The organism is Streptomyces sp. NPDC002156 (assembly GCF_053593675.1).
In genome coordinates, this window is the sequence record NZ_JBSFDA010000214.1 from 1 (window position 1) to 15,622 (window position 15,622).

A 15,622-nucleotide genomic window follows, 5' to 3' on the forward strand; every position below is an offset into this window, starting at 1 on the left:
GGATGGTGCCGGCCGGGGCTTGATCTTTCAGCCCGTCCGGCGTTTGAGGACAAGGCCCGTTCAGGGCCGGAGCAGGGGTCTGGGGGCGGCAGCCCCCAGGGATGGGACGGGTAGGGGCGGCGGGGGCGAATGTCACGAATACGTGGCCCTTGGGGTAAGGGTCGCAAGGCACTGGGTAAGGGCCACTACCCTGGTCTCGTGACCATTCGCCTGTACGACACCAGCGCCCGGCAGATCCGTGACTTCGCCCCGCTCACGCCGGGTTGTGTCTCGATCTACCTCTGTGGCGCCACCGTGCAGGCCGCCCCGCACATCGGGCACATCCGGTCGGGGCTGAACTTCGACATCCTGCGCCGCTGGTTCACGTACCGCGGATACGACGTCACCTTCATCCGCAACGTCACCGACATCGACGACAAGATCATCAGGAAGGCCGACGAACAGGGTCGCCCCTGGTGGTCCATCGGTTTCGAGAACGAGCGTGCCTTCAACGACGGGTACAGCGCGCTCGGCTGCCTGCCCCCGACCTACGAACCGCGTGCCACCGGGCACGTGACCGAGATGGTCGAGATGATGCGCGGCCTCATCGAGCGCGGACACGCGTACGAGGCCGACGGCAACGTCTACTTCGATGTGCGCTCCTTCCCCGGCTACCTGCAGCTGTCCAACCAGGAACTCGACAACCTGCTCCAGCCCTCGGGGGACGGCGAGACCGGCAAGCGCGACCTGCGCGACTTCGCCATGTGGAAGGCCGTCAAGCCGGGCGAGCCGAGCTGGGAGACGCCCTGGGGGCGGGGACGGCCCGGCTGGCACCTCGAGTGCTCCGCCATGGCCCACAAGTACCTGGGTACCGCCTTCGACATCCACGGCGGCGGCCTCGACCTGATCTTCCCTCACCACGAGAACGAGATCGCCCAGGCCAAGGCCTTCGGCGACGACTTCGCCTCGTACTGGGTGCACAACGCCTGGGTCACCATGAGCGGCGAGAAGATGTCGAAGTCCCTCGGCAACTCCGTCCTCGTCAGCGAGATGGTCAAGGCCTGGCGGCCCATCGTCCTGCGCTACTACCTCGGCACCCCGCACTACCGCTCGATGATCGAGTACAGCGAGGAGGCCCTGCGCGAGGCCGAGTCCGCGTTCGCCCGGATCGAGGGCTTCGTGCAGCGCGTCGTCGAGAAGGCCGGGGGCGTCGTCGAGCCCGCCGCCGAGGTGCCGCCCGCCTTCGCCGAGGCCATGGACGACGACCTGGGCGTGCCGCAGGCCCTCGCCGTCGTGCACACCACCGTTCGGCAGGGCAACTCCGCCCTCGCCGCCGACGACAAGGAAGCCGCCGTGGCCCGCCTCGCAGAGGTGCGCGCCATGCTCGGCGTCCTCGGCCTCGACCCCCTCGACCCGCACTGGGCCGGGGACGGCGCAGACCGCGGCGAAGATCTGCACGGGGTCGTCGACAGCCTCGTACGACTGGTCCTCGACCAGCGTGAGGCGGCCCGCGGGCGCAAGGACTGGGGCACCGCCGACGCCATCCGCGACCAGCTCAACCAGTCGGGGCTCGTCATCGAGGACGGCCCGCAGGGGCCGCGCTGGAGCCTGGGCCCGCGCTGAGCATTTCCCCGCAAATTCCCCACAAACCCGCACATCTCCTTGATCGATTGTGCCGCCCGGGCCCCCGGGCGGCACACTCATAGACGTACACACGCACGCCTTCACACAGACAGGTAGGTCATGGCCGCTAACAACCGCCGCATGTCCGGCAAGAAGGGCGCGCAGGTCGGCAGTGGCGGCCAGCGGCGCCGGGGGCTCGAAGGCAAGGGGCCGACGCCGCCCGCCGAGATGCGCAAGGGCCACAAGAAGAACCGTATTGCCGGTGCGAAGGCCAAGCAGATCCAGCGGCGGCCCGCACCCAAGGGGCGCGGCGGGAAGGCCTCCTCCGAACTCGTCGTCGGGCGCAACTCGGTCGTCGAGGCGCTCCGCGAGGGCGTCCCGGCCTCGATGCTGTACGTCCAGCAGTTCATCGACAACGACGAGCGCGTACGCGAGGCGCTCCAGCTGGCCGGTGAGCGTGGCGGCATCCATCTCATGGAGGCTCCGCGTCCCGAGCTGGACCGCATGACCAACGGGCTCAACCACCAGGGGCTTGTTCTTCAAGTTCCGCCGTACGAATACGCGCATCCCGAGGACCTCGCCAACGCCGCCTACGACAACGGCGTCGACCCCCTCATCGTCGTCCTCGACGGTGTCACCGACCCGCGCAACCTCGGCGCCGTCGTCCGCTCCGTCTCCGCCTTCGGCGGCCACGGCGTCGTCGTGCCCGAGCGGCGCGCCGCCGGCATGACCGCCGGCGCCTGGAAGACCTCCGCCGGCGCCGCCGCCCGTACGCCCGTCGCCCGCGCCACCAATCTGACGCGCACCCTGGAGGCGTACCAGAAGGCGGGCATCGTGGTGGTCGGGCTGGCCGCCGACGGGGACGCCGAGGTCGGCGAGCTGCCCGCGCTCGGCGGGCCCGTCGTCATCGTCGTCGGGAGCGAGGGCAAGGGGCTGTCCCGGCTGGTCGGGGAGACCTGCGACCACCTCGTCCGGATCCCGATGCCCGGCGGCACCGAGTCCCTCAACGCCGGTGTCGCGGCCGGGATCGTGCTCTACGAGGCGGCCCGCCGACGCGCCTGAACACGCGTGCACGACGTCACCCGTACGGGCGGATCCGGGCGGGTGACGTGACCTTGACGCGGTCCGGACACATCCGCCAAGTCAAAGCAGTGTCCTAACCACACGTCACTCGGTTAGATGAGTGTGGACACCAGAACACCCCGCACACCCACGGGGGACCGCTCGTCGGGATACGACGACGCTCCCGCGCTGAGCATGGTGAAGGTGCCGAGCGATCCGGCGCAGGTCATCGTCAACCATGCGAGCTTCCGCGTGCAGTTGGGGGCCTCGACGCGGCGGGCGGCACCGTCGTCCCGCGTCGCCCGGCACCTCAGCGCTTCCGAGGACACGGCTCGCATCCCCGTCGTCGGCGCCGCCGGCGCCACGGCCGGCCGCCGCCGCCCGCCCGTCGTCTGGAGCGGGAAGTCCGCACCCGACGACACCGGCGCGCACCGGCTGCTCCAGGCCGTACGGGGCTCCAGCGTGCGCCACGGCGAACAGCCGCCGCCCGCCGACGCCGGAGCGACGCAGGTCATCCCCCGCATCGGCGACGACGACCTCGACTACGCCGGCAGCACCCTCGACCAGACCGTCGAGACGCCCATCGTCGGCAGCCAGCGCACCCACAGCCCCGACTCAGGCCGCCTCCTCCCCAACATGCGCACCGTCGGCAGCGCGTACGACGAGCCCGGGTACGGCGACTCCGGGTACGGCCAATCCGGCTATGGGGACGCCGAGTTCGACGAGGACGGCTACGAACGGCGCACCGGCGCCAAGCGTCACGCGGGCGACCCGGTCCGGCACGCCTACTACCCCGGCCGCCGGATGAACCTCGGCGTCGTCCTGCTCCCGCTGCGCATCTTCCTCGGCTTCATCTCCATCTACGCCGGCATGGGCAAGCTCTGCGACCCCGTCTACTTCGACGGCGGCAAACGCGGCTCCATGATGAAATGGCTCAACACCCTCCACCCCTGGGAAGTCGCCGAGCCACTACGGCAGTTCGCGCTCCAGCACCCCGTCGGCTCCGGCCTCGTCATCGCCTTCCTCCAGGTCATCGTGGGCGTCCTCACGGTCCTGGGCCTGTGGCAGCGGGTCGCCGCGGTCGGCGGCGCCCTGCTCTCCGCCGCACTGCTCGTCACCGTCAGCTGGAAGAGCGTCCCCGTCTACGACGCCCCCGACATCATCTACCTGGCCGCCTGGTCGCCGCTGATCATCGCCGGCGCCCCCGTCTACTCCATCGACGGCCGCCTCGCGGGCAGCGCCTGGCGGCGCCTCGGACCCCGTACGGACATCTGGGAGCTGCGCAGTTACGTCCTGCGCCGAGGCGCCCTCGTCACGGCCGTCGTCGTCGGACTCACGCTCCTCATCGGCTCGCTCCTCGGCGGCGCCGTCCGCGACGCAGACCGCGTGGTCGTCCCCGGCCCCGGCGAGGCCCCGCGCAACGAACTCCCCGGCTCTCCGCTCCCCGAGGAGTCCGGCGAACGGCAGGCCTCGAAGAGCCCCTCGGCGGCCACCAAGTCGCCGACCCAGGACGCCACTTCGGCCAGCCCCACGACCGGCGACGCGGCGACCACCCCCGAGGAGGCCCGCGAGAGCGGCAGCGTCACCGGAACCAGGCCCAGCCAGACCCAGGGCAGCGACGGCGGCGGCCAGGCCCCGCCGCAGCAGACCACCCCGGTCCAGGAGGCGCCCAGCACCAGCGCCGGACCGTCCTCGTCGGGCGGCTCCACGGGATCGCCGGGCGGCACCAGCGGCGGCTCCACGGGCGGCAGCACCGGCGGAAGCGGCGACGGCAGCACCGGGGGCTCCTCCACGGGGCAGCCGGGGCTGGTGGGTGGCCTTCTGGGCTAGCAGCGGTAGTTGAGCGAATGGGGTCCCGCGCTGTCACAGCGCGGGACCCCATTGACGTACGTACAAAGGCCTGTTGGTGAACCGTCGGCTCAACGGCCCAGCGCAGCCAGCTCCTTCGCGGCCTCCGTGAGGTCCTTCGCGGTGTCGATGGCGCGCCAGTAGGCGCCGTGCGGGATCGGGAAGCCGGCCAGGCGGCGTTCGCGGGCCAGGTGGGGGAACGTGGTGCGCTCGTGGTCGCCGCGCTCCGGGAGCAGGGCGGCGAACTCGGAGGAGAAGACGTACACGCCCGCGTTGATCTCGAAGGTCGACGGAGGGGACTCTATGAAGTCCGTGATGTGACCGAAGCCGTCCGTCTGGACGGCGCCCCACGGCAGCCGCGGACGGGCCAGCGCGAGGGTCGCGACGGCGTCCCGCTCGGCGTGGAAGTCGGCCATGTCGCGCAGCGAGAAGCGGGTCCAGATGTCGCCGTTGGTGGCGTACCAGGGCCGGTCCGGGGCGGGGAGGTGCGCGGCGGCGTACTTGAGGCCGCCGCCACGGCCGAGGGGCTCGGTCTCGACGACCGTCGTGACGTTCAGCGGCAGGTCGGTCGTCTCCAGCCACTTCTGGAGGACCTCGGCGAGATGACCGCAGCTGACGACGACGTCCGTCACGCCCTCCTCGGCCAGCCAGACGAGCTGGTGGCCGATGATCGGCGTTCCCGTGCCGGGGATCTCGACCATCGGCTTGGGGCGGTCGTCGGTGTACGGGCGGAGCCTGGAGCCCTGGCCTCCGGCGAGGACCACGGCTTGAGTGGGGCGCGTGGTGGCGTGGGGAGCGGTCATGCTCCGCACTCTACGGGGCGCTCCGCAGGGCGCTCCGCGAGGGCTGCGGGCCCGGTGGGGGCTGGGCGCGCAGTTCCCCGCGCCCCTGAAAGCTAGCCCCTGCGGGGCTGCTTCCAGGGGCGCGGGGCCGCTGCTAGCTGTGGGCAGCCGCCACCCCTGTCGCGAAGGACGTGTCGCAGACCGGGCGGGAGTACGACTGGGCTCGGGACGGGCCGTACACGCGGACCGCGGCGCGGCCGAGGGCTCGGGCGATCGAGGTGCAGTGCTTCGCCAGGGACGGGTGGCCGTTCACCGCCTGCTGGAGGTGGGTGAGGGCGGTGCCGGGGTCCTTGTCCTGGAGTTCCAGGAGCAGCTGGTCGCGCAGGACGTCCTGGGGAGCGGGGGCAGCGGCGGCTCGGGCGGCCAGATCCTCGGAGGACGCCGTGAGCACCGAGTCCGAGGGATTCCCCGACCAGTTGACTCGGGTGACCGCGAGGGTCCCGGACAGCACCAGGACGACGGGCAGGACAAGGGCGAGGCTACGGCCGATCCGGCGGGCGGGGCCACGGCCACTTCGCGTCAGTTGGTTAGTGGAGTGCTTCACGCGAGTGAGGGTAGCGCTCGGTGCTGATTTGGCGACATTTAGTCACCAATTTGGGGGATGAATTGGTGCCGTTCACTGGGTATGGCGTTGACGCACATGATTCGAAATGACCGGTGTGCCGGGGTATCGGGCGCACGGTTCATGGGTATGGGAAAGGGCCCCGCGGCAAGCTGCGGGGCCCCTCGCCGATCAGGTCGGGTCTCAGTCGGTGAGGCGCTCGCCCGTGGAGGTCGAGAACACGTGGATCTCGCCCGGACGCGGGACGACGTGCAGCGTGGCGCCCTTGTCCGGGACGGCACGGCCGCTGACGCGGACGACCAGGTCCTTGAGGTCGTCGCCGACCTTGGCGCTGCCGTAGACGTAACCGTCGGCGCCCAGCTCCTCGACGACGTTCACGGAGACGGCGAGACCGGCCGGAGCGTCCTCGGTGGCCTTGGTCAGGGCGTCGGCGGCGGCACCGTTGTGCTCGACGACGTCGAAGTGCTCGGGACGGACGCCGACCGTGACGGTGGTGTCACCCTTGTCGGAGGCGGCCTTGAGGGCCTCGCGGTTGACCGGGACGACCGAGTTGCCGAACTTCACACCGCCGTCGGTGATCGGGACCTCGATCAGGTTCATGGCGGGGGAGCCGATGAAGCCGGCCACGAAGAGGTTCTTGGGGCGGTCGTACATGTTGCGCGGCGAGTCGACCTGCTGGAGCAGACCGTCCTTCAGCACGGCCACCCGGTCGCCCATGGTCATGGCCTCGACCTGGTCGTGGGTGACGTACACGGTGGTGATGCCGAGACGGCGCTGCAGCGACGCGATCTGCGTACGGGTCGAGACACGGAGCTTGGCGTCGAGGTTCGACAGCGGCTCGTCCATGAGGAAGACCTGGGGCTCACGCACGATGGCACGACCCATGGCGACACGCTGACGCTGACCACCGGAGAGCGCCTTCGGCTTACGGGCCAGGTAGTCGGTGAGGTCGAGGATCTTCGCCGCGTCCTCGACCTTCTGGCGGATCTCGGCCTTGTTGACGCCGGCGATCTTGAGCGCGAAGCCCATGTTGTCGGCGACGGTCATGTGCGGGTACAGCGCGTAGTTCTGGAACACCATCGCGATGTCCCGGTCCTTGGGCGGCAGGTGCGTGACGTCACGGTCACCGATGTGGATCGAACCGGCGTTCACGTCCTCAAGACCCGCGAGCATCCGCAGGGAGGTGGACTTTCCGCAACCGGAGGGACCGACGAGGACGAGGAACTCGCCATCCGCGACATCGAGCTCAAGCTGGTCGACGGCGGGCTTGTCGCCACCCGGGTAGATGCGGGTCGCCTTGTTGAACGAAACAGTGGCCATGGTGATGGGCCCCCTTCTACCGGCAGGAACGTGCCGGACGATCCGTTGTAGGAAGGTGGTGTAGTCCACATACGCGGACTGGATCTGGACGGTACCTGGGGATTCGGGTTCTGTCAGTAGGTGGGGGAGTGTGAACTTCGCGGAAATTTTCGAGTCGACCGAGCAAATCACTTTTGACCTCGCCGCAAGGCTTCCTGCTTCATCACGCACCGCCGACGCGCACAGTCCTCGCGGACTGCGCCCGAACGGTCTTACACGCGCTCCACAGGCGTTCCGGCCGACGGCCCGTCGGTCCGTACCACCCGGCCGCACCTAGGCGGCCAGCGAGCAGTCATCCTCCAGCTCCGACGCCCTGATCACAGCCGGAACCTTCTTCGAGGGTGGCAGCCCGGCCGCCACCAGCCAGTACAGCCGTAGCCCCTCGTCCCGCAGGTTCACGGCGGCGTTCACATCCCGGTCATGGACGACCCCGCACTCGCCACACGTCCATTCCCGGACCGAGACATCCAACTTCGGACCCTTGGTGTGACAGGCGGAACAACGCCGCGTCGAAGGGAAGAAACGGTCGACGATCACCAGCGTCCGGCCGTACCAATCGCACTTGTACCGCAGCTGCCGCAACAGCTCACCCCACCCGGCATCGATGATCGCCTCGTTCAGCTTCGCCTTCCGCCGACGACCCTTGCCACGCGCCGGACGCATCAGATTCGCAACGGCCAGATCCTCCACCACGAGCACTTGGTTCTCGCGCACCAGGCGGGTCGTGAACTGGTCCAACAGGTCCCTGCGTACGTCACTGATGAGCGCGTAGAGCCGCGCGATCTTCCGCCTCACCTTGCCGCGGTTGGCCGAACCCCTCACCTTCTTGTGCAGCTCCCGCTGCAACCGGGCCAACTTCTCCGCGTACCGCCTCAGCAGACGCGGATGATCGACCTTCGTCCCGTCGTCGAGGGTGACGAGCGACGCCAGCCCCAGATCCAGCCCGACGGCCTTCGGCGCCCGCGACCCCGGCACGAAGGCGGCAGGCAGAGGCGCAATCCGCTCCTCGACGAGCGTCGACACGAAGTAGCGCCCGGCCCGGTCCCGCGTCACCGACAAGCGGACCGGCACGACCCCCACGGGTAGTGCCCGCGACCACCTGATGTCCAACGGCCCCGACTGCTTCGCCAACGTGATGAGCCCCGTACCCGGCCGCTCCGGATCCTCCACCCACCTGAAACCGGTCCGCACGTAGGTCGCCGAATCCCGAGAACGCCCCTTCTTCTTCCGGCGCGGATACTTCCCGGAGCCCTTGAAGAACCGGCCATAAGCCTGATCGAGATGCCGCAACGACTGCTGAAGCACCGTCGACGACACCTCCCCGAGCCACGCCGTCCCCTCCGCCCGCTTCCACCCCGTCAACGCCCGGCACGACTCCGCGAACCCCACATTCACCCGGTGCCGCTCCCACGCCCCGGAACGCAGCGCCAGCCCCTCGTTGTAGACCCACCGACAGGCACCGAACGTCTTCGCCAGCTGCTCCTCCTGCTCGGCGGTCGGATAGAACCGGAACCGGTACAGACGGTGCTGCGTGTCCAACTCCTTGACGTGCCCCTTGAGCGGGGTCGCCGTGCGCTTGTGGTGTTTACGACGGTCGCCGATCCCGAGGGCCTCGCGCTTGATGCGCTGGGCCTCCTCACCCGTCACCGCTTCCAGCTTCGGCTTCTCCGCCGACTCCCCCATGAACCCCTCCCCGACGATCCGATCTTCGGAACAGCACGTCAGAGCGATCAACGAACGGGTGCGCGGATGGTTACGTTTGGTTTTCGAGGCCGAGGTCAGGCACGAACTCCGTGGCTCGGAGGATCGCGCTCTGTGTACAGTGGTGCCGCCTTCGCGTACGGCGTTGTGGTGCGCGGTGCCGCCTTAGCTCAATTGGTAGAGCGGGATCCTTGTAAGATTCAGGTCGTCGGTTCGATTCCGACAGGCGGCTCAACAAAAGCCCAGGTCAGCCCCAAGCCGACCTGGGCTTCTGCATGTTCATACAGGTCCGTTACCTGCCCCGCAGCCGCCGAACCATCTCCAGCCCCGTCTCCTCCACCGGATCCCCGTCCTCGATGTTCCACAGGGCGTTCTGGAGTACCCGGGCCAGGGTCCACGCGCGGGCCCGCTCCCTGTCCAGGGACAGTACGTCCGTCATGGCGTCGAAGCGCCACGTGATGTCGTCGGCGTCGAAGCGGTTGCTGAGGGCCGGCCAGAGGTCGAAGCCTGGGTCTCCTGACAGGGGTTTTGGGTCGATGGCCAGCCAGGGGGCGCGGGTGGCGGCCAGGACGTTCGCATCGTGGAGGTCCCAGTGGAGGAGGCGGTCGCCCGGGTCGGCAGCCACTTCGCGCAGGGCTGCCGCGCAGTCCGCGATCAGGGTGCGCGTCATCGGGTCCGGGATTTGGCGGAGAGCCTTTGGTGTTCGGTCCAGCATTCGGGCGGCGATGTCGCCCAGGCGGCGGATGCCCGGTGGGGCGGGGACCGATGTGAGGTGGGACAGCAGGGTTGCGATGACCAGGGTCGCCTCGTGGGCGTCCGGGACCGTGGACAGCATTCGGGTGTGGTCCAGGCGTTCCAGGAGCATCGTGCCCGTGGTGGGGTCGTGGTTCAGGAGGCGTACCGCGTGGTTGCCGTTCCAGTGGTGGAGGGCTGGTGCCTCGCCTTCGCTCTCCTCGTCCAGGAGTTGGAGTTTGAGGGCGGCCGGGGTGTTGTCGGTGGTGACGACCGGGAGGACCAGGGCCGTTACGCCGTGCATTGAGGGGCCGTCCACGCGTAGGTTCCAGCGGTCGAGGAAGTCGGCCGTGCGGGTGGGGAGTTCGGTGATGAAGGCGCGGCCCGCCTCCCCGTTGTACTTGAGCTGTGTGGCGGCCAGTTCGGCGGGGATTTCCACAGGGGTGCGGGTCACTCGGCGACTGTATGTGCGTGCGTAAATTGGGGCATGCGATTTCCGGTCCGCCCGCGCGGGGTGTGGGCTTACGTCCGTAGTGCTCCGGGCACGTATGTGTGGCTGCTCGTGCTGTTCTTCACGACTGTGGCCGTGCATCACATGTCGGCGGAGTTCCAGGAGGAGTTCCTGCGGCAGCGGTCGACCAACATCAATGAGCTGTCGGACCATCCGGTGCGGGTGCTGATCTCCAGTGCGATGTGGATCGACGGGTGGTGGACCCCGTACGTCGTGCTGTATTCGGTGTTCCACGCGACGGTCGAGCGGTGGCTCGGGACCGTGCGGTGGCTGGTGGTGTGCGTGGCCTCGCATGTGCTGGCGACGCTGATCAGTCAGGGCGCGGTGTGGCGGGCGATCCGGGACGGTTCGGCGCCGGCCTCGGCGGCGGACACGATGGATTTCGGGGTGAGTTACGCGCTGGCGGGGGTGGTCGCCGTGCTGGCGTATCGGATCGGTCGGCCTTGGCGGTACGTGTATGTGGTGGGCGTTCTTGGTGTGTACGGGGTGCCGCTCGTCTTCTCTCGTACCTTCACCGATCTCGGGCACTTCACTGCGGCTCTTGTCGGGTTCTGCTGTTGGCCGTTGACGCGTGGGCGGGGTGGGGAGGTGCGGAATCCGAAGAAGACAATGGGGGCGTTGAGGCGTTAGCGTCCGGCGCTATGAGCAGCGGGATCGTCAATGGGCGGGTTTCCTTCTGGTACGCGGAGGACGGGCTGCCTGTCCCTCGTGCGCCTCTGGATGGGGATGTGACGGCTGACGTCGTCATCGTCGGGGGTGGTTATACCGGGTTGTGGACGGCCTACTACCTGAAGAAGGCCGCGCCTTTTCTTCGGATCGTCGTTCTGGAGAAGGAGTTCTGTGGGTACGGGGCTTCCGGGCGCAACGGGGGCTGGCTGTACAACGGGGTCGCGGGGAGGGACCGGTACGCGCGCGTGCACGGTCATGAGGCCGCCGTACGGCTGCAGCGGGCCATGAACGACACCGTCGGGGAAGTGGTGCGGGTCGTGGGTGAGGAGGGGTTCGACGCCGGTGTTCATCAGGGGGGTGTGCTGGAAGTCGCGTACACGCCCGCTCAGTTGGCCCGGTTGAGGGAGTTCCATGACGTGGAGGTGTCGTACGGGGAGGACGACCGTGAGTTGTACGGCGCCGACGCGACGGCCGAGCGGGTGCGGGTGGCCGGTGCTCTCGGGTCGTCGTGGACGCCGCACGGGGCGCGGGTTCATCCGGTGAAGCTGGTCAAAGGGCTCGCGGCGGCTGTTGAGGGGTTGGGTGTTGTCGTCTGCGAACGGACGCCTGTTACGGAGATCAGGGCGAAGCATGCGGTCACGCCGTACGGGACGGTTCGCGCGCCCTATGTGCTGCGCTGTACGGAGGGGTTCACGGCCTCGTTGAAGGGGCAGCGGCGGACCTGGCTGCCGATGAACTCGTCGATGATCGCGACCGAGCCGTTGACGGACGCCCAGTGGGAGGAGATCGGCTGGGCGGGGCGGGAGGCGCTGGGCGACATGGCGCACGCGTACATGTACGCGCAGCGGACGGAGGACGGGCGGATCGCGTTGGGCGGGCGCGGGGTGCCGTACCGGTTCGGGTCGCGGACGGACAACGACGGGCGTACGCAGGCGGCGACGGTCGAGGCGTTGCGGGAGATTCTCGTGCGGTTCTTTCCCGTGCTGCGTGATGTGCGGGTTGCGCATGCCTGGTCGGGGGTGCTGGGGGTGCCGCGCGACTGGTGCGCCTCGGTGACGCTGGACCGGTCGACCGGGCTCGGTTGGGCGGGGGGTTACGTCGGTTCAGGTGTCGCCACCGCCAATCTCGCGGCGCGGACGCTGCGGGATCTGGTGCGGCTGGATTCGGGTCAGGCGGGGCGTACCGAGCTGACCGGTCTGCCGTGGGTCGGGCACCGGGTGCGGAAGTGGGAGCCGGAGCCGTTGCGGTGGGTGGGGGTGCATGGGATGTACGCGACGTATCGGGCCGCGGATCGGCGGGAGTCGGTTGGGGGCGGGGTGAAGTCGTCGCGGCTGGCTCGGGTGGCGGATTGGGTGGCTGGGCGCTGAGGGGCCTCCGGAGGCGGCTGGTGGTTGGGTTGGTGCGGCGCCGTCGTGGCTGGTCGCGCCCACGCGGCGGAGCCGTAAATAGATACAGCCCCGCGCCCCTATCGGGGCGCTTTCGCGGCCGGGGTGGTTTTCCTCAACCGTGAGTCACGGCTCAAGCACCACCTTGCCCGTCGTGCCGCGGTTTTCGAGCGTGCGGTGGGCGGTGGCCGCCTCGGCGAGGGGGAAGCGGTGTACGGACGGGGTCAGGCGGCCGGTGGCGGCTTCGGTGAGGGCGCGGAGTTCGAGGGTGCGGAGGGGGTCGGGGCCGCCCGCCCTGCTCAGCATCGCCGGGCCGAGGACCTGTTCGGAGACGCCTTCGACGAGGTAGGGGTCGCCGTCGCGGATGCCTTCTCCCGACCAGCCGAAGACGAGGTGCTGTCCGGTGGGGGAGAGGAGGGAGGTGGCTTCGCGGGCGATCTCGCCGCCGACCCCGTCGAAGACGACGGTGGCGGGCCGTCCGCCGAGATACGCGCGGACCTTCTCCGGCCACGCGGGGTCCGTGTAGTCGACGGCGAGGTCGGCGCCGTTCGCCTCGACGAGGGCCGTCTTCGCGGGGCCGCCCGCGAGGCCGATCACGGTGGCGCCGGCGTGCCGGGCGTACTGCACGAGCAGGGTGCCGATGCCACCGGCGGCGGCCGGTACGACGGCCACGGAGTCGGGGCCGAGGTCGGTGAACTGCAGGATGCCCATCGTCGTACGCCCGGTGCCGATCATCGCGACGGCCTGGGCGAAGTCGAGGCCGGCCGGGATCTCGTGCAGGCGTTCCATGTCGGTGACGGCGAGTTCGGCGTATCCGCCGGGCTGGAAGCCGAGGTGGGCGACGACGCGCTTGCCGCGCCACAGCTCCGGGGTGCCTTCGCCGAGGGCGTCGACGGTGCCGGCGATCTCGCGGCCGGGGATGGTCGGCAGGGGGGTCGGCTCCGGTGCCGGGCCTTGCATGCCCTCGCGGAGGGCGGTGTCCAGGAGGTGTACGCCGGCTGCTGCGACGGCGATACGGACCTGGCCGGGGCCGGGGGTCGGGTCGTCCACCTGTTCGTAGGTGAGGTTTTCGGCGGGGCCGAAGGTGTGCAGGCGGATGGCGTGCATGGGGGTCCCCCAAGGGTGCGTGTGTCTTTTGGCGTGGTGTCGCGGGAGTCCCCACTCTTCAACCTCAAGCTTGCTTCAGGTCAAGAGGGTCGAGGGAGCTGAGGGGGCCGCGGGGGCCGAGAAGCTTTCTGGGGCGGCCGTGGAGTCGTCGGGTTCCCAGTGCCAGGGATACGGCCGTCAGCGCGCTGTTGAACGAGACCTCCGCGAGGACTCCCGGGGCGGCCACCTGGTCGCCGGCCAGGTAGACGCCGTCGCCGCGTTCGATCGCGGGGCGGTCGCGCCAGGTCGTGCCGGGCAGGTCGACCGCGCCGGTGCGGCCGTTCGAGGTGGCCTCGCGGCGCCAGGTGACGCGGTCGCGCCAGTCGTCGAAGGCCAGGTCGAGCAGTTCCTCGGCACGGGCGATGCCGTCGGCGCGGGAGGCGCCCGGGGCGATCGGGAACTGGCCCTGGAGGAGCTGCTCGCCGGGCGGGGCGAGGGTGTGGTCCTGTGCGGTGAAGCGTTCCAGTCGGCCGGGGGCGTCCAGGTCGGAGACGACGTAGGGGTCGCCGCGCCGGGTCCGTACGGCGAGGTCGAGGAGGACGGTACGGGCGCCGGTCCAGGTGAGGGTGTCGTCGCCCAGGAGGCTGCGGGCTGCGTCGAGGGAGGTGGCGACGATGATGGGGGTGTCCGTGGGGAGCGTGTCGACGCGGGACAGGGTCTCCATCCGTACGCCCAGGTTCCAGGCGCGGGCGGCCATCCGGTCGATCACGGTGGCCCAGCCGCCGCGTGGGTGGTTGGCCTCGGGCGGGAGGGTGGCGGCGCGGCGCAGGCGTTCCTGGACGAAGGCGGCGGAGAGGGTGCCGGGGGCGTGGTGGAAGAGGGTGACGGCGGAGTAGTGCGCGGCGGCCTGGGCGCCCTTCTCGCCCGCCTGCTCGGTGGCCCAGGTCATGAAGTCGACGTCCACGGGCGCCTGGTGGGCGCTGCGGCGGAGCAGCTTGAGCATCGCGAGGGGTGGGGTGCGGCGCAGGGTGCCCTGGTGGCGGAAGTGGAATCGGGCGGCTTCGAGGGGTGGGAGCGGGGCGAGGGGGCCGATGAGGTCGCGGCGGGTGAGCCAGGTCCAGTGCGGGCCGCCGCTGTAGAGGGCGTGCGGGCCGTCGTTCGTGCGGTACGGGCCCTCGGCGGTGCGGCCCCGGCCGCCGAGGGTGTGGTGGGCCTCGTACACGGTGACCTTGGCGCCTGCCTCCGCGGCGGCGATGGCGGCGGTGAGGCCGGCGAGGCCGCCGCCTATGACGGTGAGGGGGGTGTGGGGGCGGGTGTGGGTGCGGGCCATGTTCGGGGGCTCCTTCTGGTGGGTGCCTTTCTGGGTTCCGTCGGTACGACTGGTTGAGGGGTTCGGAATGTGACATGAAGGGTGGTTCGGTGTGCGTTTTCGCAGGTCAGGGGGATTGTCAGTGGTGAGGTGCAGTATGGGGGCATGGCTAGGCGTGTGGTGGGTGGAGCGGGTGGTTCCGGGGCCGGGGTGAAGGCTGCTCGGCGGGCCGAGGTGCGGTTGCCTGTGCTGGAGCCGTTCGGGGGCGGGGAGTTGGCGCCGGACGGGGACTATGACGGGCTGGAGTTCCGGGACGTCGACTTCGTGGGGCAGAACGGTGGGGGTGCCCGGTTCATGGACTGTGCGCTGACGGGGTGCGCGCTGGACGAGACCCGGTTGCACCATGCCCGGCTGCTCGACTCCGTCCTCACGGGCATACGGGGTGTCGGCACGAACCTTGCCGAGTCGACTCTGCGTGATGTGGAGCTGGTCGATGCGCGGTTGGGTGGGGTGCAGTTGCACGGGGCTGTGCTGGAGCGGGTGGTCGTGCGGGGCGGGAAGATCGACTATCTGAACCTGCGCAAGGCGAAGTTGAAGGACGTCGTCTTCGAGGGGTGTGTGCTGGTGGAGCCGGACTTCGGGGGTGCGGTGCTGGAGCGGGTGGAGTTTGTGGACTGTGTGGTGAAGGGGGCGGACTTCAGTGCGGCGACGCTGAGGGATGTGGATTTGCGGCGGGCTGCGGAGTTGGGGTTTGCGCGGGGGGTGGATCGGTTGGCGGGGGCGGTGATCAGTCCTGTGCAGTTGCTTGATCTGGCGGGGGTGTTTGCGGCGGAGTTGGGGGTGCGGGTGGAGGGGGTTGGGTAGTTTTTCTCGCCCCCGCCGCCCCTACCCGTCCCATCCTCGGGGGCTGCCGCCCCCGAACCCCCTTGTCCTCAAACGCCGGACGGGCCTGAC

The 15,622-nt window shown here is 69.8% G+C and carries 13 protein-coding genes and 1 tRNA gene; 7 read left to right on the forward strand and 7 right to left on the reverse strand.

Features of this window, described 5'->3' with window-relative positions:
* Positions 1-198 precede the first annotated feature (198 nt).
* From cysS to ACWCRB_RS44365, 3 genes are all read left to right on the forward strand, one after another.
* Positions 199-1,602 carry a cysteine--tRNA ligase gene (gene cysS, locus ACWCRB_RS44355; RefSeq protein ID WP_451001492.1) on the forward strand — a complete coding sequence of 468 codons (1,404 nt, stop codon included), beginning with the start codon at positions 199-201 and terminating at the stop codon, positions 1,600-1,602.
* A 120-nt stretch (positions 1,603-1,722) separates the two neighbouring features.
* On the forward strand, positions 1,723-2,664 hold the full coding sequence (rlmB, locus tag ACWCRB_RS44360) for a 23S rRNA (guanosine(2251)-2'-O)-methyltransferase RlmB (RefSeq protein WP_235477191.1): 942 nt from the start codon (positions 1,723-1,725) through the stop codon (positions 2,662-2,664).
* Positions 2,665-2,781: 117 nt separating this feature from the next.
* Positions 2,782-4,494 carry a DoxX family membrane protein gene (locus tag ACWCRB_RS44365; RefSeq protein ID WP_451001493.1) on the forward strand — a complete coding sequence of 571 codons (1,713 nt, stop codon included), beginning with the start codon at positions 2,782-2,784 and terminating at the stop codon, positions 4,492-4,494.
* An 89-nt stretch (positions 4,495-4,583) separates the two neighbouring features.
* On the opposite strand, the gene ACWCRB_RS44370 is transcribed toward ACWCRB_RS44365, so the two are convergent.
* The 4 genes from ACWCRB_RS44370 to ACWCRB_RS44385 all read right to left on the reverse strand — a co-directional run bounded on the left by ACWCRB_RS44370 (position 4,584) and on the right by ACWCRB_RS44385 (position 8,958).
* Positions 4,584-5,315 (reverse strand): nucleotidyltransferase family protein, encoded by a 732-nt coding sequence (locus ACWCRB_RS44370; RefSeq protein ID WP_451001494.1) that lies wholly within the window; start codon positions 5,313-5,315, stop codon positions 4,584-4,586.
* A 133-nt stretch (positions 5,316-5,448) separates the two neighbouring features.
* Complete coding sequence (locus ACWCRB_RS44375; protein ID WP_369037725.1) at positions 5,449-5,898, reverse strand: hypothetical protein; 450 nt, start codon at positions 5,896-5,898, stop codon at positions 5,449-5,451.
* A gap of 201 nt (positions 5,899-6,099) precedes the next feature.
* Entirely contained in the window at positions 6,100-7,236 is a 1,137-nt protein-coding gene (locus ACWCRB_RS44380; RefSeq protein ID WP_451001495.1) for an ABC transporter ATP-binding protein, read from the reverse strand.
* 312 nt (positions 7,237-7,548) lie between these two features.
* The gene (locus ACWCRB_RS44385; protein ID WP_451001496.1) at positions 7,549-8,958 is read right to left on the reverse strand and encodes an RNA-guided endonuclease InsQ/TnpB family protein; all 1,410 of its coding nucleotides are present in this window, start codon (positions 8,956-8,958) and stop codon (positions 7,549-7,551) included.
* Between the two features lie 177 nt (positions 8,959-9,135).
* Between ACWCRB_RS44385 and ACWCRB_RS44390 the strand changes: the two genes are divergently transcribed.
* Positions 9,136-9,208 (forward strand) — tRNA-Thr (locus ACWCRB_RS44390).
* Between the two features lie 60 nt (positions 9,209-9,268).
* Here the strand turns inward: ACWCRB_RS44390 and ACWCRB_RS44395 are convergent.
* Positions 9,269-10,162: an aminoglycoside phosphotransferase family protein gene (locus ACWCRB_RS44395; protein ID WP_451001497.1), complete on the reverse strand. Its 894-nt coding sequence runs from the start codon at positions 10,160-10,162 to the stop codon at positions 9,269-9,271.
* Positions 10,163-10,195: 33 nt separating this feature from the next.
* On the opposite strand from ACWCRB_RS44395, the gene ACWCRB_RS44400 reads away from it, so the two are divergent.
* Both ACWCRB_RS44400 and ACWCRB_RS44405 read left to right on the forward strand, forming a co-directional pair.
* Complete coding sequence (locus ACWCRB_RS44400) at positions 10,196-10,849, forward strand: rhomboid-like protein (protein ID WP_451001498.1); 654 nt, start codon at positions 10,196-10,198, stop codon at positions 10,847-10,849.
* 11 nt (positions 10,850-10,860) lie between these two features.
* Complete coding sequence (locus tag ACWCRB_RS44405) at positions 10,861-12,255, forward strand: NAD(P)/FAD-dependent oxidoreductase (RefSeq protein WP_451001499.1); 1,395 nt, start codon at positions 10,861-10,863, stop codon at positions 12,253-12,255.
* A 144-nt stretch (positions 12,256-12,399) separates the two neighbouring features.
* On the opposite strand, the gene ACWCRB_RS44410 is transcribed toward ACWCRB_RS44405, so the two are convergent.
* Together ACWCRB_RS44410 and ACWCRB_RS44415 are read right to left on the reverse strand one after the other, a co-directional pair.
* The gene (locus ACWCRB_RS44410) at positions 12,400-13,380 is read right to left on the reverse strand and encodes a zinc-binding dehydrogenase (protein WP_451001500.1); all 981 of its coding nucleotides are present in this window, start codon (positions 13,378-13,380) and stop codon (positions 12,400-12,402) included.
* 64 nt (positions 13,381-13,444) lie between these two features.
* Entirely contained in the window at positions 13,445-14,689 is a 1,245-nt protein-coding gene (locus ACWCRB_RS44415; RefSeq protein ID WP_451001501.1) for an NAD(P)-binding protein, read from the reverse strand.
* Positions 14,690-14,833: 144 nt separating this feature from the next.
* Here ACWCRB_RS44415 and ACWCRB_RS44420 point away from each other — a divergent pair, with 144 nt between their 5' ends.
* Positions 14,834-15,532: a pentapeptide repeat-containing protein gene (locus ACWCRB_RS44420; protein ID WP_451001502.1), complete on the forward strand. Its 699-nt coding sequence runs from the start codon at positions 14,834-14,836 to the stop codon at positions 15,530-15,532.
* Positions 15,533-15,622 lie beyond the last annotated feature (90 nt).